Source organism: Aliiglaciecola sp., assembly GCF_039982535.1.
Classification (GTDB): domain Bacteria; phylum Pseudomonadota; class Gammaproteobacteria; order Enterobacterales; family Alteromonadaceae; genus Aliiglaciecola.
On the sequence record NZ_JBDWYG010000041.1, the window covers coordinates 87,943 to 107,439 of the forward strand.

The window sequence follows — 19,497 nt, forward strand, 5'->3', positions numbered from 1 at the left end:
TTAAAATTGAACAGATGTTCAAAGGAGGTTATGGATGGCAAACAATACAAAGTTCGATCGTGATCAGGTGATTGATAAAGCATTGCAACTTTATTGGCGTCGCGGGTTTCATGGTACTTCTATGCGCATATTGCAGGATGAAATTGATATGCGGCCCGGTAGTATTTATGCTGCATTTGGAAGTAAAGAAGGCCTATTCAAACAAGCGCTTATCCGATATACCCAGCTTGGCTCAGAACATTTACAACAATGCCGCTCCAAAACCACATCACCATTATCGGCATTAAAAGATTTTATGCTTAGCCGAGTAACTGACACGCAAATGTCGTCACCCACTTGTATTTGTTTATTAGCTAAAACAATTGCGGAATTAACCGACGAGAATCCAGAACTGTTAGAGCAAGCTAAAGCCTCATTAAAAGCAATGGAAAGCAGCTTTGAAACATTGATAATTGAAGCGCAATTAGCCGGTGAATTAGTTCAGAGTCAGGACAGCAAAAAACTTGCTCGGCATGTGCAAATAAACTTTTCGGGACTACGCACTTATATCAGAGTGTATGGCGCACAAGTGCCCACCGAGGAAATTATTGACAATATATTCGCCCCTTATATTAGCAATAAGTCATTCCACTAAATTAACCCTTGCTGGGGAGAGCTTTCACAAACTCTCATATACACATACCTGTTTTATTTATAGGTAAGACTTTCATAAAAGGTAGCTTTAAAACCAAACAAAAAAGAGATGGCTGGACGGTGATCACCAAAGACCGCAAGTTATCCGCGCAATGGGAGCACACGGTTTTAGTCACAGCAACGGGGGGGGGGGTAAAGTATTGACCTTACGTGACGAAGAAACGTGAATTTAATATTGTGACCTTTTATTTCTCACCAGAGGAATCAGCAAAGCAATGAATCAGCTTATTTGGCAAAGCTCCACAAAAACGTAAAGAAAACCGTTACTTAAAAATACAAACTGGTATTCCCCAAACAATATCTTTTTAACTTCAGTTAATCTTAAGGTTAGTTGGATATAGTCCACAAACATCAAATCAATACACTTCGGAGAGTTGATATTGTGGATATTTCTGTCGTTATCCCCGCAAAAAATGAACAAGACAATATCATTCCACTGATAAAAGAAATTGTTACTGTTCTTGATAGCAATAACCAGTTTGAAATAGTCTATGTGGACGATGGCAGCGATGATAATACCTATAGTAACTTGTGTTTAGCTGCTTCAGGTGACTATCCGCAAGTAAATCCTATTCGACATAAGTATTCTGTTGGCCAAAGCAAAGCGATTCATACTGGCGTCAGTTATGCCAAGGGAAAGCTGATCGTTACCCTAGATGCCGACGGCCAAAACAATCCTGCTGATATTCCGCAGTTATTGAAAGAAGCTCAAAAACTTCCCGTTGGCACTGATTTCTGTATCGCCGGTTACCGCAAAAACCGCAAAGATACGGCTTGGAAGCGCATGCAATCTAAGATTGCCAACAATATTAGGAGTCGAATTTTGGGTGACAATACCCCTGATACTGGTTGCGGCTTAAAAATCTTTCCCAAAGATACTTTTTTACAACTTCCATACTTCGATCATATGCACCGCTTTCTTCCGGCCTTAGTTCGTCGCCTTGGCGGAACTATTGTGGTGGTTGAGGTCAGCCACCGAGACCGTCAATCAGGTACTTCCAAGTATAATATGTTGGGGAGATTACGGGTCGGGATCGTGGATTTACTTGGGGTGATGTGGTTACAAAGACGCAGCAACTCCGCGTTAGTTGAAACCATTCATGAACAGTGACTTTTTAAGGTTATGTATCAGTGTTCTAGGGCGTTTTTTACCACTGTTGTTAATTTGCTTAATTGGCAGTGAATTATTAGCGCAGATCCCATCTATCGACAGCTTTAATCAAACTTGGATAGACGCTCACACCCGACATAATGGATGGCAAGGGGTAACGAATTTTGTTTTGGTGAGTTGTTTATTAGCTTCATTAGGCGCCCCTAGACAATTTATTGCGTTTTTAAGCGGCTATGCTTTTGGCTTTACAGAAGGTGTGATCTATTCGACTTTTGCCATTACCTTAAGTTGTTTACTCACCACCCTTGTTTCTCGTTTTTATGCTAAACCTGTGGTCATGCACTTTTTTCCAAACAAGGTGATGGATCTCAATCGGTTTTTGACCAATCAAGTTTTTCTGAAAACTATGATTGTTAGGTTGTTGCCAGTAGGTAATAACCTCATTACTAATATCACTGCCGGGGTAAGCACAATTAAAATTTGGCCGTTTGTGATGGGGTCTATGTTTGGCTACGTCCCGCAGATGGCTATTTTTGCCCTTATGGGAAAAGGTGTGGTGGTGCAATCTTATTGGAAAATAATTCTCAGTGTTGTAATTCTCGCCATATCCAGTTTGTTAAGTCTTTATGTCTATAAAAAATTTAAGGCTGATAAATATTTAAACACCAGTGTTAACCCTCAAAGTAGCCTACATCTAAGCCCTAGCAATGGGCATAAACAGTGAAATGATGGTTAATGTGTTTCTGTTCCAATTATCCTCTCAAAAACATGCTCGCGAATGGCAACTGTTGGCGTTGCTTTTTATTATTGCCATCACATTGATCTTTGTCGGCTTAGGGTTTCGCGATCCATGGCCTGCAGATGAACCTCGTTTCGCACAAATTGCCAAAGAGATGGTAGAAACTGGTCAATGGTTTTTCCCTGCTAGAGCTGGTGAATTTTATCCAGATAAACCCCCTGTGTTTATGTGGTCAATCGCGATTTTTTACCTATTGCTCGGCTCATTAAATATAGCTTTCTTATTACCTTCTGCTTTGTGCTCACTACTGACTATTTATTTAGTTTTTGATATTGGACGTAAGCTCTGGAATCCAGAAACTGGTTTTATAGCAGGTCTGTTATTAGTGTTTAGCTTTCAATTTATGTTGCAGGCTAAAAGTGCACAAATTGATGCAATGGAATGTGCGTGGGTCACCCTTGGTTGTTATGGTTTGTTGAGGTTTTTGTTATTTGACGCTAAATGGCGATGGTTCTATTTGGCCTGTTTTTTTATGGGAATTGGGGTTATCACCAAAGGCGTAGGCTTTTTACCTATATTGATACTGATCCCGTATTTGCTTATGCGCTTTATTTGCCATTGCCACTCAATACGTAAACCGAATAATGAGTCTATTGTTAAGTGGCTGGTGGGACTATTGGTGATGCTGTTAGCAATAGGTTTGTGGTTTGTACCTATGTTGTCATTGGTTGAACTAAGCCAGAATCCGTTACTAGAACAATATCGCGATAATATTTTGTTTAAACAAACCGTCACTCGTTATGCGGATTCTTGGCATCATATTAAACCGTTTTGGTACTATTTCGTTGCAGTAATCCCAGCCTTTTGGTTACCCCTAAGTATTCTCATTCCGTGGTTAATTCCGCATTGGCTACGGGCAATCAAAAAGCAAGATGCCCGTGTCATTCTGCCGCTAGCTTGGATTATATTAGTGTTAGTGTTTTTCACTATCAGCCCTGGCAAAAGGGGCGTATATATATTGCCTGCTTTGCCAATGTTAGCCTTGAACAGTGCACCATATGTGCGACAAATTTTACAGCGAAGGGCAGTTAGTTGGATTGTATGGGTACTGGTGGTTGGTTTATCTACTGGGTTATTAGTTTTTGCGCTCGCTGGGTTAAACAATCTCAGTTTCACCGAAAAACTAGTGACTGAATACGCTATTTCACCTTGGTACTTTTTTATGAGTATTGGTTTGGTGGGGCTTTTTGGCGCCTTTATTACCTACAAACAGCAAAAGTGGCGGAGTTGGCCGATATTTTTCAGTGGCTTATGGATATTGTATTGTACATGGGGCTACGGGTTACTCGAAACTGTTAAAACCCCTAAACATATATTTAGCCAAATACAGAAAGAACTGGTTAGCCAACAAGTGCTCCCCCAAAATGCAGAATTAGGGCTAGTCGATTTTGCTGAGCAATTTATTCTATTTTCCCCTTATCCTATTACTCATTTTGGTTATCACACTGACAATGCAGAGCAAGTCAAAGCAGCTTACCAATGGATAGGAAACACTAAAAACCGATTTATATTGTTAAGTTTTGAGTTAGTTGAGGGGCTTTGTTTTGATAAAAATAAAGCCATACATCTTGGGTTTGCTCATCGAACCGACTGGGTATTATTAGATACCGCTAGTCGCATAGAAGGGTGTCCTAAACCGCAGCTTCATAAACCGCAGGGAAATATTATTGAATACCAGTATATTCCCAAACCGTAAGCGTTTATTTGAATCAAAAAAGATAGTAATAACCGCAAAAAGTTCAACGTATGTAGTAGAAAGTTGCAATTAAATTATAAAGTCATTTTTCTAAAAAATTATTGTATAACATTAGGTTATCTTCAGTTTCAGCTAAGGTTAGGCTTATAAAATAGTCGTCTAATCAAGCATGAATGAGACAAGATGAATATAATTTTAAAAGCAATGCGACATGAATATTCTGGCGCGCAAATAATCGCAATAAGTTCGTTATTTATTGTATTTGTATTTAATTATTGTTTTTTAAATGGCGTATTTGAAGCCATTGAACCAAACAATTTGTCACAATGGAGTTTTTACGCTTCAGTTATTTTATTACTGTTTTGTCTAACCATAATAATTACTAGTATTTTAGGAGGAATAATTTTTCCCAGAACTATACTGGCGGTCACTGTGATAGTGTCATGTCTATTGTTTTATGCGACTTTTCAGTACGGGGTTATTTTTGATAAAAGCATGATTCAAAATATTGCTGAAACCAATTCTGGTGAAGCATCATCTTATTTGAATATTAGTTTTCTTATCTACTTTATTCTGCTGGGACTTGTCCCTTCAGCAATGATTTTTAAAATAAAGATTAAAGGAGATTTAAAAAGCCGAATCAAAAGTGTGTTAGCGTTAAATCTGCTTGCATTAATCGTCACAGCTTCGATTTTTACTTCCCTGTATAAAGATTACGCAGCGGTAGGTAGAAATAATCATAATTTGTTTAAGTATATTGTCCCCTTTGCATTTTATGATTCTGGATTTAGGTATTTACGAGACAATTATTTTTATCCCCCTTTGCCCTTCAAAGTTTTAGATAGATCGCCAACCATCAATCCGTCAAACCAAGGCCAACAAAACTTAACAATAGTCGTGGTCGGGGAAACGGCCCGTGCACAGAACTTTTCTTTAAATGGTTATACACGTGATACCAACCCGTTTTTGCGGCAAATTCCAATACTCAGTTTTAAACAGGTCAGTTCTTGTGGCACCGCAACAGCAGTGTCAGTGCCATGTATGTTTTCTCGTTTACAACGAAGCAATTACGAAAGTCGAGTGGCCAGTAGTCAAGATAATGCTTTAGATATAATTCAACGGGCTGGGGTGGATGTCACTTGGGTTGACAATAACAGCACTTGTAAAGGGGTATGTGAAAGAGTTAGTGAGATAGGCTTTGATCCAACGCAAAACTCACCTTTGTGTAATGGTGATGCTTGTTTTGATGAAATTCTTATCGAAGAATTACATCAACAAATTAGCCAACAAAAATCCGCTGATCAACTTTTCGTCTTACATATGATTGGTTCCCATGGGCCTACTTATTTTCAGCGCTATCCTGATACATTTAAACGTTTTATGCCAGATTGTCCGCAAAGTGATATTCAAAATTGCAGCGCAGAGCAATTAAAAAATACATATGATAATACTATTGCCTATACCGACTTTGTTCTGAGTAAAGTTATTGGCGTTTTACAGCAAAGTAATGCAACTAATAAATCCTTGTTATACATTTCAGACCATGGCGAATCATTAGGTGAAAATGGACTTTATCTACATGGGTTTCCTTACAGTATTGCTCCTGAAGAACAAACTCATGTGCCTATGTTGTACTGGAGTACCGATTTAGCCAATGCTAATTTTAAAGACTGTATGTCTAGAAAATTGAATTCTGACTTCTCTCAAGACAATATTTTTGACACCTTGTTAGGGTTGGCTAATGTGAAAAGCAGTATTTATCAACCAGAAATGGATATATTTCAGCAGTGCAGAACAACTGCAATAGAGGCAAAAAATAACTAGATGAGCCAATTTCAGTTATCGAATTTTAAGGGCGGGAATAATAATTGAGCTTATTTTAGATGTTCGAAACATCAATTCTCAGGTGTAAACATTATAAGCCGGATAAACGTTTAGACGTCTAGACGTAAAGATGTTGACTTTTCAGTGTGAATGAGCGAAATTTGTTGCCTTACCACCACATTGGAGAACTTATGCCTATTCGAATACCTAGTGATCTTCCCGCCCAAGGGGTCTTGAACGCGGAAAATATATTCGTGATGGACAGCGAAGCGGCTGCTAAGCAAGACATTCGTCCTCTAGAAGTGGGGATTTTGAATTTAATGCCGAACAAGATTGAAACTGAAGTTCAGATTCTGCGTCTGCTTTCCAATACGCCTTTGCAAATTAATATAGACCTTATTCGCATTGATAATCAGGCACCTAAAAATACCCCTAAAGCTCACATGGATGCGTTTTATTTGTCATTTGATGATGTGGCCCATAAAAATTACGATGGCTTTATTATCACAGGCGCGCCCCTTGCTCATCTAGATTATTCTGCGGTGAAGTATTGGGACAAAATCACCACCATTATGGAGTGGACTCAACGTCATGTGCAGTCGACGTTATATTCCTGTTGGGCTGCCCATGCGGCGATGTTCCATTTTTACGGCCACAATCGTCGACTTAGAGACGATAAGCTATCTGGGGTTTACACCCATAATGTGAATGATCCCCATGATGCGTTAATGCGTGGCTTCGATCCCCAGTTTAATGCCCCGCATTCTCGCTTTGGGGAAATTCCCATCGACATATATAAAAGTGTTGAGGGACTGAATGTATTGGCCAGTTCGGAAAAAGCCGGGGCTTACTTAGTTGCCTCGAAAGATAAACGCATGGTGTGTGTAACTGGGCACCCTGAATATGATCCTGATACTCTGGATCAGGAGTTTAAGCGGGATATTAATAATGGTTTAAGCCCTAAGGTACCAGAAAACTATTACGAAAATGATGACCCTAGCCAGCCCTATCATGTAACATGGCGCTCCCATGGTTCGCTTCTGTTAACAAACTGGTTAAACTACTATGTTTATCAGACGACACCATTTGATCTTGCAGATCTTCCAAGTAAAAAATAAGAGGTAATTGCGTGGCGCAAAATAACACCGATAAACTGTATTCTATTGCCAAAGAACGAATTCTTATTCTTGATGGCGCAATGGGAACAATGATTCAGCGGCATAAACTGGAAGAAGACGATTACCGAGGTGATCGCTTTGCTGATTGGCATTGTGATGTCAAAGGCAACAACGATTTATTGGTGTTGAGCCAACCGCAAATTATTTATGATATTCATTGCCAGTACTTTGCAGCTGGCGCTGATATAATTGAGACTAATACCTTTAACGCCACCACTATTGCCATGGCTGATTACGATATGCAATCACTGGCCAAAGAAATCAATATTGAAGCCACAAAGTTGGCGCGTAAAGCGGCAGATGAATACACCGCGAAAACACCAGATAAACCACGCTTTGTGGCGGGCGTGTTAGGGCCAACTAACCGAACGGCGTCTATTTCTCCCGATGTTAATGATCCTGGCAAACGTAATGTTAATTTTGATCAGTTAGTCGAAGCCTATTCAGAGGCAACGCACGGCTTAATTGAAGGTGGTGCGGATATTATTTTAATCGAAACCATTTTTGATACCTTAAATGCAAAAGCCGCAGCCTTTGCTGTAGACACTGTGTTTGATGAGCTAGGCATAAGTTTACCGGTTATGATTTCAGGCACTATTACCGATGCCTCTGGCCGCACCCTATCGGGGCAAACTGCCGAAGCCTTTTATTATTCTTTGCGACATATCAACCCTGTGTCATTTGGACTCAACTGTGCCCTTGGACCCGATCTATTACGTCAGTATGTGGAAGAGATTGCCAATCAAGCAGAATGTCTGGTTTCAGCGCATCCTAATGCGGGTTTACCCAACGAGTTTGGTGAATACGATATGGATGAACATGAAATGGCAGAACATATTCAAGAGTGGGCAAAATCAGGGTTAGTTAATATTGTCGGCGGATGTTGCGGCAGTACACCTGAACACATTGCAGAAATTGCCAAAGTCGTAGAAGGCATTGCGCCTCGAGTCCCAGTTAAAAAAGAAGTTAGAATGCGCTTGTCTGGTTTAGAACCCTTCGTGCATTAACAGGAGCTTTTCGTGTCTCAACAACAACAAAATTCCAGTGCAACCTTTGTTAACGTAGGTGAACGTACCAACGTAACAGGTTCAGCAATGTTTAAACGCCTGATCCTCGAAGATAACTATGAGACAGCCTTAGATGTTGCTCGTCAGCAGGTTGAAAACGGTGCACAAGTTATCGATATTAATATGGATGAAGCCATGTTGGATTCGGAAGCGGCAATGGTGCGCTTTTTAAGTCTGATTGCTTCTGAACCGGATATCTCCCGCGTGCCTATTATGATCGACTCCTCTAAATGGAGTGTTATCGAAGCGGGATTAAAGTGCGTTCAGGGTAAAGCCATCGTTAATTCCATTAGCTTAAAAGAAGGTGAAGAGCCGTTTTTAAAACAAGCCAAACTGTTAAAACGTTATGGCGCGGCTACTGTGGTCATGGCCTTTGATGAAAAAGGTCAAGCCGACACCCAAGCTAGAAAATATGAAATCTGTGAGCGCAGTTATATGCTGTTGACGGAAAAAATTGGTTTTCCACCAGAAGACATTATTTTTGACCCGAATATTTTTGCCGTTGCAACCGGTATTGAAGAGCACAACAATTATGCGGTTGATTTCATCGAAGCTACTCGTCAAATAAAACAAAACTTACCCCATTGCCATATATCTGGTGGTTTATCGAATATCTCGTTTTCGTTTAGAGGTAATAACCCGGTTCGTGAAGCAATGCACTCGGTATTTTTGTACTACGCCATTAAAGCTGGTATGGACATGGCCATCGTCAACGCGGGTCAGTTAGAAGTTTACGATAATATTCCCAAAGAATTAAAAGACGCCGTTGAAGATGTGATCCTCAACCGCCATCCAGATGCCACCGATAACTTGTTAGCCTTAGCGCCAAAATATCAAGGTGATGGCAAAGCCGTTGTCAAAGAAAATCTAGAATGGCGGGAATACCCAGTTAACAAGCGCCTTGAACATGCGTTGGTTAAAGGGATTACCGACTTTATTATCGAAGATACTGAGGCTGCACGGCTAGAAGCTGATAAACCTTTGCATGTGATTGAAGGTCCGTTAATGGACGGCATGAACGTAGTAGGGGATTTATTTGGTGAGGGTAAAATGTTTTTACCTCAAGTGGTTAAGTCAGCGCGGGTAATGAAAAAAGCCGTGGCGTATCTTGAACCATACATCGAATTGGAAAAAGACCAAAGCAGCAGCAACGGCAAAATATTATTAGCCACGGTAAAAGGCGATGTACACGATATTGGTAAGAATATTGTGGGTGTGGTTTTACAGTGTAATAACTATGAAATTATCGACCTAGGAGTGATGGTGCCTGCGGCTAAAATTATGCAGGTAGCCAAAGATGAAAAGGTTGACATGATAGGTTTGTCGGGCTTGATCACTCCGTCATTAGACGAAATGGTGCATGTGGCGAAAGAGATGCAGCGTTTAGAGTTAGATTTACCACTACTCATTGGTGGAGCTACCACTTCAAAAGCCCATACTGCGGTTAAAATAGAACAAAATTATCAAGGGCCAGTGGTTTATGTTCCGAATGCCAGCCGTGCGGTTGGGGTCTGTCAAAAACTGATCTCTGATGAGTTTAGACCTGAATATATTGCCCAATTACAAAAAGAATATGATGTGGTTCGGGAACAGCACGCACGCAAAAAGCCGCGCTCTAAACCTGTGACGTTAGAGTCTGCCAGAGAAAATCGCTTTGAATGTGATTGGCAGGTTTATCATCCTCCTGTGCCTAAGGCATTGGGTGTGCAAACTGTCGATGTTGAATTAGCGGATTTGATTGATTACATTGATTGGACACCCTTTTTCTTAACCTGGTCTTTAGCCGGGAAATACCCGCGTATTCTCGAAGATGAAGTGGTTGGCGAAGAAGCGAAAAAGCTATTTCAAGATGCCACTGACATGCTCAATAAACTTTGTGCAGAAGGTAGCTTGGCTGCTAAAGGTGTAGTGGGCATCTTCCCTGCCAATCGAGTGGGAGATGACGTAGAAATTTACGCCGATGACAGTCGCCAAGAGGTGATTCATGTTGCCCATCATTTACGCCAACAAACCCAAAAGCCGAAAGGATTCAATTATTGCTTAAGTGATTATATTGCCCCTAAAGCCAGTAAAAAGGCGGATTACATTGGTGCTTTTGCGGTGACAGCTGGTATTGGTGAAGATGAGTTAGCGCAAGCCTATATTGATGATGGTGATGATTACAACGGGATTATGGTCAAAGCCATTGCCGATCGTTTAGCTGAAGCCTTTGCGGAATATCTACATGAAAAAGTCAGAAAGGAAATCTGGGGTTATGCTGAAGATGAGCAGTTAAGCAATGACGATTTGATCCGAGAAAAGTATCAAGGAATTCGTCCCGCTCCAGGTTATGCAGCCTGTCCTGAACATACTGAGAAACAAACCATTTGGGATTTGTTAGATGCCCAAAACGCAACCGGTATGCAACTAACAGAGTCCTATGCCATGTGGCCAGGTGCTGCTGTATCTGGATGGTATTTCTCTCACCCAGATGCCCGTTATTTTGCGGTTGCGCAAATTCAACAAGATCAGCTAGAAGACTACGCACAGCGTAAAGGCTGGACGTTAGAACTTGCACAGAAGTGGTTAGCGCCGAATCTAAACGGTTAATTTGATTACATATAGGTGATAGATGTTCGATAACAAAGATTTTTCCCAACCTTGTGAGAATAACAAAACACCTATTTTAACGCAGCTGCGAGAGCTTTTTGCTAATCAAAGCAAAGTATTGGAAATTGGTTCAGGTACAGGACAGCATGCGGCGTTTTTCGCCCCTGCATTGTCTCATTTAACTTGGCAACCTACCGATATTCCAGACAACCATGGCAGTATAAATGCTTGGGTAGCGGAATCACAATGCAGCAATGTGTTGTCGCCTGTAGAGTTTTTTATTGGCAAGGATAAATGGACGTTCAGTGGTGTTGATAGTGTGTTTAGCGCAAACACTACCCATATTATGCAGCCCCATGAAGCCCAGCTAATGATGGAAACTATCGCAGTTAACTTGCCCAAGTCTGGCGTGTTTTGTCAGTATGGCCCGTTTAAAATTGACGGTAACTTTACCAGTGATAGCAATGCACAATTTGATCAAAGCTTGCGTCAGCGAGGTTATGGCGGCATCCGTGACATTACCGAGTTAAAAAGCTGGGCCGTGCCTCTAACCTTAGATGATATGATTCAGATGCCGGCCAATAATCATTTGTTAGTGTGGCGTAAATAAGCCTTTTTGTTAGTCTTGTGCTTTTTTAAAGGGTAACACTTCAGCTGCATTCACTTTATAGGCTTCAATGCCTGGGGATTCTTGTTCAACAAAGCGTGATACTGCGTCTTGGAACGAAGGATCGTGCAGCCAATGGTTTGAGTAACAGAATATGGGCTCAAAGCCCCTTAAAATTTTATGTTCGCCCTGGGTGCCGGGATTAAAGCTGCTTATTTTTTTCTCAATACAGAATTCAATGCCTTGGTAATAACAACACTCAAAGTGCAGGCCATCAAATTCTTCCAGCGCGCCCCAATAGCGCCCACAAAGCTGATTTTGGTCATATAGATAAAGTGCCCCAGCAACGGGAGTATCTTGCACAGAGGCGATGACTAACAAAATGTTGTCTGCCATAGTGTCGAGAATCTGTGAAAAAAATGATTTGCTCAAATAGCCACTGTGACCGCTACGTTTTAAATAGGTTTGGCAGTAACAAAGGTAAAAGAAGTCCATTTCAACCGAGGTTAACTTATCGCCGTGAAAGCGTTTTACCGTTAACCCTTGCTGCGCCACTTTTTGCCTTTCTTTACGCACACTTTTTCTGCGCCTAGCAGTAAATGTGGCTAAGAAATCATCAAAGTGCGGGTAGTCGCGGTTAAACCATTGAAATTGGACACTTCGTCTTTGCACCGCGCCAAACTCTTGTAGTTGTTGACTCACTTGTTCCTTTGGAAAAAGAAAGTGTACCGACGATAGGTTTAATACAGGCAGTTGTTGTTTAATAAATTCATACATCTTGCCTAATAAAACTTTAGCATCAACTGCATGATCTGTTAATAAACGAATACCGGTAACAGGTGTGAAGGGAATAGCACTGATTAATTTAGGGTAATACTGTTTTTGATAGCGCTGATAAGCTTCCGCCCATGCAAAATCAAACACATATTCACCATAACTATGACTTTTTTTGTACATAGGTAGGATACCTATAACCTTGTCGTCCTGATAAGCTACCAAATGATGGGGAGTCCAACCTGTATCACCGCCAACAGAACCCGACTGTTCTAAGGCGATTAAAAATTCATAATTGCAAAACAGTGCTTGATTTTGGTTTAAATCATCCCAGATCTGTTTAGGTATGGCATCAGTTGAATGGATAAATTGAAAAAACAAAGCAAAGGTTCCGGTGAATCTAGTTGATAGGCTATTAATATGTCAGACAATGATGTGAAGATCATCAATCATTCTATAACTCGTCTGTTAGCTCGTCGAGAACACAGTCAGCATGAACTAGTCTCAAAGCTGGCGTTAAAAGGGCTAGATAGGAATTTACTAAAACAGCAGATAGCTTTGTTTGCTGAAAAAGATATTCAAAGTGATAAACGTTTTGTTGAAGCCTTTATCCGGCATCGTGCACTCAAAGGGCAGGGGCTGAAGCGTATCCAAGTTGAATTACAACAACATAATATTGATGAAATAACAGTTTCAAATGCCTTCGCAGAGAGTGAAACTGACTTTGCTGAGACAGCCATTCAAGCTTATCGTAAAAAGTACGGTAGTAAACCAATACAAGACTGGCAGGACAAACAAAAACGTATGCGTTTTTTGCAATATCGCGGTTTTAACCATGAACAAATACGACTTGCATTAAAAGGCGAATCGGATGAATAAGAATTAACAATGGGGCGTAACGAATTCACGGCTTAACAAGGTTCCCTAATTTATGCTATCGTTCGCCGCCTATAGCCCTTTACGAGCAAGTCTAAGTACTTGTCGGAACTAACTTTATAATCAGGAAAATGAATGAGTAAAACTACCGCTGAAATTAGAAGTGCCTTTTTGGATTATTACGCCAATTTAGGTCATCAAATTGTACCCAGTTCTTCATTGGTCCCGGCGGATGACCCTACGCTTTTGTTTACCAATGCCGGAATGAATCAATTCAAAGACGTTTTCCTAGGCACTGAAACTCGCAAATATAACAAAGCAGTTTCTTCACAACGCTGTGTGCGTGCAGGTGGAAAGCATAATGACCTCGAGAACGTAGGTTATACCGCTCGTCACCATACATTTTTTGAAATGATGGGTAACTTTAGTTTCGGCGACTACTTTAAGCAAAAAGCAATACATTATGCTTGGAACTTTTTAACTGATGTTCTTGGGCTACCAAAAGAAAAGTTACTGGTTACTATTTATCATGAAGATGATGAAGCATTTGATATTTGGAATAAAGAAATTGGTATTCCAGCGGAAAAGATTATTCGCATAGCCACCTCAGATAATTTCTGGTCAATGGGTGATACCGGTCCATGTGGTCCTTGTTCTGAAATATTCTATGATCACGGCGAACATATTTGGGGTGGACCTCCAGGCTCACCAGAAGAAGATGGTGACCGTTTCATTGAAATTTGGAACTTGGTATTCATGCAGTTTAATCGCACTGCTGATGGCGTTATGCATCCACTGCCTAAGCCATCAATCGATACGGGTATGGGGCTAGAACGTATCTCGGCAATTATGCAAAACGTGCACAGCAATTACGAAATCGATATTTTTCAAGAATTGATTGCTGCTGCTGCCAAAATCGTAGGCTCTAAAGATTTAGAAGATAAATCGTTACGAGTAATAGCTGACCACATTCGTTCTTGTGCATTTCTAATTTGTGATGGAGTAATGCCATCCAATGAAGGCCGTGGTTATGTACTTCGTCGAATTATTCGTCGTGCAGTAAGACACGGGTATCAGTTAGGTGCGAAAGACATCTTCTTTTATAAATTAGTTGATGAATTAGGCGTTCAAATGGGCGAAGCCTACCCTGAACTTATCGCGCAAAAGCCTGTGCTTGAAAAAGTTTTGCGAGTTGAAGAAGAGCAATTCTCTCGTACATTAGAGCGCGGTATGACAATACTTAATGAAGCATTGTCTGAGTTAGAAGGTGAAGTGCTGCCAGGAGAGTTAGCATTCAAACTCTATGATACTTATGGTTTCCCTGCTGATTTAACCAATGATGTGGCTCGTGAGAAAGGTTTTACTATTGATCAGGATGGTTTTGACCAAGCGATGGCACAACAGCGTGAACGCGCTCAACAGGCCAGCAATTTTGGTAAAGATTATAATGACACTTTGCATGCTAAAACCATTAGCGAATTCAGCGGTTATGATTCTGAGACGGATAGCTCTGAAGTTACCGAGTTATTTGCTGAAAACGGTTCTGTTGAATCTCTCAAAGCGGGTGAGTCAGGCATCGTTATATTAAGTAAAACACCATTTTACGCCGAATCAGGTGGTCAAGTTGGTGACACTGGCGTGTTGCAAGGTGTGTCTACTGAATTCAAAGTTACCGACACGATAAAATTAAATGATGCCGTGGCTCACAAAGGTATTGCCCAAAGTGATATTAAGGTTGGGGATATGGTTGAAGCACAAGTTGACGGGCAACGTCGTGCTGCCATCAAACTTAACCACAGTGCGACCCATTTAATGCATGCGGCGTTAAAAACCATCTTAGGTGAGCATGTTAATCAGAAAGGTTCTTTAGTCGATGCTGAGCGTTTACGTTTCGATTTTTCCCATATGGAAGGGGTGACTGCGCAGCAACTTGAAGACATTGAGACGCTGGTAAATGATCAAATTCGTCAAAATCATCGTTTAATAACTAAACTGATGGGATTAGAGGACGCTAAAAATGCCGGTGCAATGGCATTATTTGGCGAAAAATACGACGATGACGTGCGAGTTGTATCTATGGGACCATTCTCTATGGAACTTTGCGGTGGGACCCATGTCAATCAAACAGGTGACATCGGTTTATTTAAAATTGTCAGCGAAAGTGGCATTGCCTCTGGTGTGAGAAGGATAGAAGCGATTACCGGTCAAGCTGCATTACAATATGTGCAAGACCAATCGAAATTAATTAGCAATGTCTCGGGTCTACTTAAAACAGACACTGCTAATTTGCAAAGTAGAATCGTGACTGTAGTTGATCATGCTAAAGAGTTAGAAAAGGAATTGTCCAAGTTGAAGCAGAAAATGGCTGCTCAAGCTGGAACCGATTTAGCGTCTCAGACCACTGATGTGAAGGGAGTGAAAGTTCTTTCGACTAAAGTTGAAGGGGTAGAATCTAAAACTTTGCGTACAATGGTCGATGACCTGAAGAATCAAATAGGCAGTGGTGTCATAGTTCTAGGGTTACCGGCTGATAATAAAGTAAGTGTTATTGTTGGTGTAACCAAAGATCTAGTTGGTAAAGTTAAAGCTGGTGAGTTAGTTAATTATGTAGCCAGTCAAGTAGGTGGAAAAGGTGGTGGTAGACCCGATATGGCGCAAGCTGGAGGGAGTCAGCCTGAAAACCTTGATGCAGCTATTAACTCAGTACATAGTTGGTTAGAAGAACGCTTATAAGTATTTATTAGAGAGTTTTTGTAAGTGACGACAAAAACAAGGAATGCTAATTGTGTATTTTCTGGAGTGAACTGGTAAATATGCTAATTTTAACTAGGGAACATTGTGGTATAACGCAAAAGGAGCAATAGAATGCTAATTTTAACCCGTCGTGTAGGTGAGACCTTGATGGTAGGTGATGAAGTCACCGTAACCGTATTGGGTGTTAAAGGGAATCAGGTAAGAATAGGGGTTAATGCTCCTAAAGAAGTATCTGTGCATCGAGAAGAAATTTACATGCGCATTCAAGCAGAAAAAAATGGAACAGCTAGCGAACGTTCTGGCAATTCAAGCGAAGATGTTGAGTAAAACGAAGTAAAAACGTTAAAAAAGACTGGTTTACCAGTCTTTTTTTTTGCTTTTTTTTAAATATTTTCAATTATTTTAAAAAAACTTTCAGGGCAGATAATAATTATTACGCTGAAAAATCGGTTAAAAACCCAGCATAACATTGCAGTTTTAAGCTGATCGTTTAAAATCCCAGCATACAGGTAGTAAAGTGTAAAAAAAGGTTTGACTTCCTTTCGTGATTCAGTAAACTTCGCTCCCACATTTGGAGAGGTGGCCGAGTGGCTGAAGGCGCTCCCCTGCTAAGGGAGTATAGGGTTTATAGCCCTATCGAGGGTTCGAATCCCTCTCTCTCCGCCATTTCTTTTTAGAGATGGTTGATAAATGTTTTACGCGTGTGTAGCTCAGCTGGATAGAGTACCTGGCTACGAACCAGGCGGTCGGAGGTTCGAATCCTTCCACACGCGCCATATTAAATCGAAGCTCCGCAGGAGGTTCGACAAAATCGTCAGGAACGATTTTGAACGTGCGAAGCGCGGCCCCGGAGGGGTGTAAGGCAGGATGCCTGAAATCATCCTTCCACACGCGCCATATTAAATCGAAGCTCCGCAGGAGGTTCGATAATGTTAGAATCGCTTTTAGGTTTTAACAGTTAGTACAGAGTAAGTTAGAAACCACGCGTGTGTAGCTCAGCTGGATAGAGTACCTGGCTACGAACCAGGCGGTCGGAGGTTCGAATCCTTCCACACGCGCCACATTGAATCGAAGCTCCACAGGAACTTCAACAAAATCGTGAGTAACGATTTTAAAAAAACCGCTTTTTTAAAAGCGGTTTTTTTATGCCTGTAAATTAAACTAAATTAAATATTTATAAGTAATTCCCAATAAATAATATTAATCTAAACCCCACGATTGATATGATAGCCTGCCTTTGCATTAAAATTAACTTAGCTATAGAAGCAATAGATGTTCGCCATATTCAAATAAACAGGCTTGCTGATTGATTGCTGGAACTAGCCACATGATTAATATGCTTGGGTAAAGATTCAAAAAAGTTGAATAAATACCGCCAAATTAAAGTTCACTTTGTGGATTTTAGTTGAGTTTTCAATGCTTAGGTGATACTTATCCTTACCTAAATAAATAATAGTGTGAATTATATGCAAGCGTCCATTTCTGAATTACTAATTGAAGCTGCCAACTTGATGGTAGTGGGCATGGTTGTGGTGTTTGTCTTTCTAACGCTACTAATCGGTGCAGTCAATTTAATTGCTGCCATTAACCGTAGACTTCCTGAAGAAGTCGTACCTGCGGCTGCCGCTAGGACGCAAAGGAAAGTCACTACTGATAAATCAAGTTCTTCTGTACCAATTGCAGCTATAACCGCAGCAGTTCATCAATATCGAAAGAATAGATAGACTAAATAAATCGATCTTTTAGGAGCCTCCATGAGTAACCCCCTTAAAATAACTGAATTGGTACTGCGCGACGCACATCAATCTTTATTAGCCACCAGAATGCGTTTGGACGATATGCTACCCATCGCAGATAAATTAGATAAAGTTGGTTTTTGGTCAATGGAATCTTGGGGAGGCGCTACATTCGACTCTTGTATTCGATATCTTGGCGAAGATCCTTGGGATCGTATCCGTCAATTGAAAAAAGCGATGCCAAACACACCTCAACAGATGTTGTTAAGAGGGCAAAACCTTTTAGGTTACCGTCACTATGCTGATGATGTGGTTGAAAAGTTTGTAGAGCGAGCGCATACCAACGGTGTGGATGTTTTCCGTATTTTTGATGCTATGAATGATACGCGAAACTTAGAGACTGCAATTAAATCTGTGGTCTCGGTAGGGGCCCATGCACAAGGGACTATTTCTTATACTGTAAGCCCTGTACATACTCTTGAGCGCTGGTTAGATATGGCTAAATCTTTAGAGGATATGGGGATTCATTCCTTGTGCATTAAAGATATGGCGGGCTTGTTGAAGCCCTATGAATGTGAAGAGTTAATCACTCGTTTGAAAGAAATTATCAGTGTGCCTATTGCAATGCAATGCCATGCTACCACAGGTTTAAGTACTGCAACTTATCAGAAGGCCATTGATGCCGGTATTGATATGGTTGATTGTGCTGTCTCTTCTATGAGTATGACTTACGGACACAGTGCCACTGAAACCATAATGTCAATTGTTGAAGGTACAGACAGAGATACTGGCTTAGATCTGCACTTAATGGCTGAAATCGCCAGTTATTTCCGAGAAGTACGGAAAAAATACGCGAAATTCGAAGGAAGCTTGAAAGGCGTCGATGCTCGAATTCTCATCGCCCAAGTCCCTGGCGGAATGTTGACCAATATGGAAAATCAACTTCGTGAGCAAGGCGCAGAAGATAAAATGGATGAGGTGCTTAAAGAAATTCCTAAGGTAAGAGAAGACCTTGGTTTTATTCCTTTGGTAACGCCGACATCACAAATTGTTGGTTCTCAATCTGTCTTAAATGTTCTAACAGGCGAGCGATACAAGAGTATCACTAAGGAAACGGCTGGCGTACTTAAAGGTGAGTATGGCGCAACTGCAGCCCCTGTGAATGCAGAATTACAAGCCAGAGTACTGGATGGTCAAGAACCCATTAGTTGTCGACCTGCTGATCTGATTGAGCCTGAATTAGCTAGCTTAACGGCTGAGTTGACAGATATTGCTCAACAGCAAAATATCACCTTAGCAGATGACCAAGTGGATGATGTGTTGACTTACGCACTGTTTCCACAAATTGGACTTAAGTTTTTGCAAAACAGAGGAAATCCTGACGCATTTGAACCTGTACCTACTGGTGTGGCCGACACTAAGCCCGAGGCAGCTGCTGCAGCACCCGCCCAAGGAAAAGCGGAAAGTTACTCAGTACGGGTTGATGGTAAGTCTTATGAAGTCGAAGTGGCACCCAGTGGGCAGTTGTCTTCAGTAAAAAGCTCAGAAACTCCCATCCCTACTTTATACCCAGTTCAAGGTGCTGAATTAAATGCACCTTTAGCCGGTAACATTTTCAAAGTCTTAGTCCGTGAAGGAGATGAGATAAGTGAAGGTGATGTGGTCATTATTATGGAAGCGATGAAAATGGAGACAGAAATACGGGCTACCGAAAGCGGCACTATTACCGAAGTGTTTGTTGCCGAAGGTGAAGCAGTTCAATCTGGCCAACCTTTATTGAGTGTAGGATAATT

15 protein-coding genes, 3 tRNA genes and 1 pseudogene are annotated in these 19,497 nt (G+C 41.0%); 18 read left to right on the forward strand and 1 reads right to left on the reverse strand.

Translation table 11 applies throughout. The features are described 5' to 3' along the window. Positions 1–34: 34 nt before the first annotated feature. The 10 genes and pseudogenes from ABJV04_RS13630 to ABJV04_RS13675 all read left to right on the forward strand — a co-directional run bounded on the left by ABJV04_RS13630 (position 35) and on the right by ABJV04_RS13675 (position 11,567). Positions 35–634 (forward strand): TetR/AcrR family transcriptional regulator, encoded by a 600-nt coding sequence (locus ABJV04_RS13630; protein WP_348492091.1) that lies wholly within the window; start codon positions 35–37, stop codon positions 632–634. Between the two features lie 77 nt (positions 635–711). Beyond that, a pseudogene (locus ABJV04_RS13635) lies at positions 712–860 on the forward strand (type I methionyl aminopeptidase); the annotation flags it as partial. A 215-nt stretch (positions 861–1,075) separates the two neighbouring features. Further along, on the forward strand, positions 1,076–1,804 hold the full coding sequence (locus ABJV04_RS13640; RefSeq protein ID WP_348492092.1) for a glycosyltransferase family 2 protein: 729 nt from the start codon (positions 1,076–1,078) through the stop codon (positions 1,802–1,804). Next, positions 1,794–2,528, forward strand: coding sequence for a VTT domain-containing protein (locus ABJV04_RS13645; RefSeq protein ID WP_348492093.1), 735 nt, complete (start codon positions 1,794–1,796; stop codon positions 2,526–2,528). Before ABJV04_RS13640 ends, ABJV04_RS13645 begins: the two co-directional genes overlap by 11 nt. After that, positions 2,512–4,299, forward strand: a complete 1,788-nt coding sequence (locus ABJV04_RS13650) for a glycosyltransferase family 39 protein (RefSeq protein ID WP_348492094.1) — start codon at positions 2,512–2,514, stop codon at positions 4,297–4,299. Before ABJV04_RS13645 ends, ABJV04_RS13650 begins: the two co-directional genes overlap by 17 nt. A gap of 183 nt (positions 4,300–4,482) precedes the next feature. Next, positions 4,483–6,123, forward strand: a complete 1,641-nt coding sequence (locus ABJV04_RS13655; RefSeq protein WP_348492095.1) for a phosphoethanolamine--lipid A transferase — start codon at positions 4,483–4,485, stop codon at positions 6,121–6,123. Between the two features lie 191 nt (positions 6,124–6,314). Beyond that, on the forward strand, positions 6,315–7,241 hold the full coding sequence (gene metA, locus ABJV04_RS13660; RefSeq protein WP_348492096.1) for a homoserine O-succinyltransferase: 927 nt from the start codon (positions 6,315–6,317) through the stop codon (positions 7,239–7,241). Between the two features lie 11 nt (positions 7,242–7,252). Further along, the gene (locus ABJV04_RS13665) at positions 7,253–8,308 is read left to right on the forward strand and encodes a homocysteine S-methyltransferase family protein (protein WP_348492097.1); all 1,056 of its coding nucleotides are present in this window, start codon (positions 7,253–7,255) and stop codon (positions 8,306–8,308) included. A 12-nt stretch (positions 8,309–8,320) separates the two neighbouring features. After that, on the forward strand, positions 8,321–10,957 hold the full coding sequence (gene metH / locus ABJV04_RS13670) for a methionine synthase (protein WP_348492098.1): 2,637 nt from the start codon (positions 8,321–8,323) through the stop codon (positions 10,955–10,957). 22 nt (positions 10,958–10,979) lie between these two features. Continuing rightward, positions 10,980–11,567 carry a DUF938 domain-containing protein gene (locus ABJV04_RS13675; protein WP_348492099.1) on the forward strand — a complete coding sequence of 196 codons (588 nt, stop codon included), beginning with the start codon at positions 10,980–10,982 and terminating at the stop codon, positions 11,565–11,567. A gap of 9 nt (positions 11,568–11,576) precedes the next feature. On the opposite strand, the gene ABJV04_RS13680 is transcribed toward ABJV04_RS13675, so the two are convergent. Further along, positions 11,577–12,719 (reverse strand): GNAT family N-acetyltransferase, encoded by a 1,143-nt coding sequence (locus tag ABJV04_RS13680; RefSeq protein ID WP_348492100.1) that lies wholly within the window; start codon positions 12,717–12,719, stop codon positions 11,577–11,579. A 39-nt stretch (positions 12,720–12,758) separates the two neighbouring features. Here ABJV04_RS13680 and ABJV04_RS13685 point away from each other — a divergent pair, with 39 nt between their 5' ends. From ABJV04_RS13685 to oadA, 8 genes are all read left to right on the forward strand, one after another. After that, positions 12,759–13,217 carry a regulatory protein RecX gene (locus ABJV04_RS13685; RefSeq protein WP_348492101.1) on the forward strand — a complete coding sequence of 153 codons (459 nt, stop codon included), beginning with the start codon at positions 12,759–12,761 and terminating at the stop codon, positions 13,215–13,217. A gap of 132 nt (positions 13,218–13,349) precedes the next feature. Beyond that, on the forward strand, positions 13,350–15,947 hold the full coding sequence (alaS, locus tag ABJV04_RS13690; protein WP_348492102.1) for an alanine--tRNA ligase: 2,598 nt from the start codon (positions 13,350–13,352) through the stop codon (positions 15,945–15,947). Between the two features lie 132 nt (positions 15,948–16,079). Beyond that, the gene (csrA, locus tag ABJV04_RS13695) at positions 16,080–16,295 is read left to right on the forward strand and encodes a carbon storage regulator CsrA (RefSeq protein ID WP_216050093.1); all 216 of its coding nucleotides are present in this window, start codon (positions 16,080–16,082) and stop codon (positions 16,293–16,295) included. Between the two features lie 246 nt (positions 16,296–16,541). Then, positions 16,542–16,634 (forward strand) — tRNA-Ser (locus ABJV04_RS13700). A 33-nt stretch (positions 16,635–16,667) separates the two neighbouring features. Next, positions 16,668–16,744: transfer RNA gene (locus tag ABJV04_RS13705), tRNA-Arg, on the forward strand. 208 nt (positions 16,745–16,952) lie between these two features. Further along, positions 16,953–17,029 (forward strand) — tRNA-Arg (locus ABJV04_RS13710). A 405-nt stretch (positions 17,030–17,434) separates the two neighbouring features. Next, positions 17,435–17,692: an OadG family transporter subunit gene (locus ABJV04_RS13715; RefSeq protein WP_348492103.1), complete on the forward strand. Its 258-nt coding sequence runs from the start codon at positions 17,435–17,437 to the stop codon at positions 17,690–17,692. Between the two features lie 30 nt (positions 17,693–17,722). Next, complete coding sequence (oadA, locus tag ABJV04_RS13720) at positions 17,723–19,495, forward strand: sodium-extruding oxaloacetate decarboxylase subunit alpha (protein ID WP_348492104.1); 1,773 nt, start codon at positions 17,723–17,725, stop codon at positions 19,493–19,495. Positions 19,496–19,497 lie beyond the last annotated feature (2 nt).

Excerpts from the sequence above, each read along its gene's own strand:
- ABJV04_RS13630 (WP_348492091.1), top strand. The coding sequence starts at position 35 with ATGGCAAACAATACAAAGTTCGATCGTGATCAGGTGATTGATAAAGCA.
- ABJV04_RS13645 (WP_348492093.1), top strand. The coding sequence starts at position 1,794 with ATGAACAGTGACTTTTTAAGGTTATGTATCAGTGTTCTAGGGCGTTTT.
- ABJV04_RS13650 (WP_348492094.1), top strand. The coding sequence starts at position 2,512 with ATGGGCATAAACAGTGAAATGATGGTTAATGTGTTTCTGTTCCAATTA.
- ABJV04_RS13655 (WP_348492095.1), top strand. The coding sequence starts at position 4,483 with ATGAATATAATTTTAAAAGCAATGCGACATGAATATTCTGGCGCGCAA.
- metA (WP_348492096.1), top strand. The coding sequence starts at position 6,315 with ATGCCTATTCGAATACCTAGTGATCTTCCCGCCCAAGGGGTCTTGAAC.
- ABJV04_RS13675 (WP_348492099.1), top strand. The coding sequence starts at position 10,980 with ATGTTCGATAACAAAGATTTTTCCCAACCTTGTGAGAATAACAAAACA.
- ABJV04_RS13685 (WP_348492101.1), top strand. The coding sequence starts at position 12,759 with ATGTCAGACAATGATGTGAAGATCATCAATCATTCTATAACTCGTCTG.
- alaS (WP_348492102.1), top strand. The coding sequence starts at position 13,350 with ATGAGTAAAACTACCGCTGAAATTAGAAGTGCCTTTTTGGATTATTAC.
- csrA (WP_216050093.1), top strand. The coding sequence starts at position 16,080 with ATGCTAATTTTAACCCGTCGTGTAGGTGAGACCTTGATGGTAGGTGAT.
- ABJV04_RS13715 (WP_348492103.1), top strand. The coding sequence starts at position 17,435 with ATGCAAGCGTCCATTTCTGAATTACTAATTGAAGCTGCCAACTTGATG.
- oadA (WP_348492104.1), top strand. The coding sequence starts at position 17,723 with ATGAGTAACCCCCTTAAAATAACTGAATTGGTACTGCGCGACGCACAT.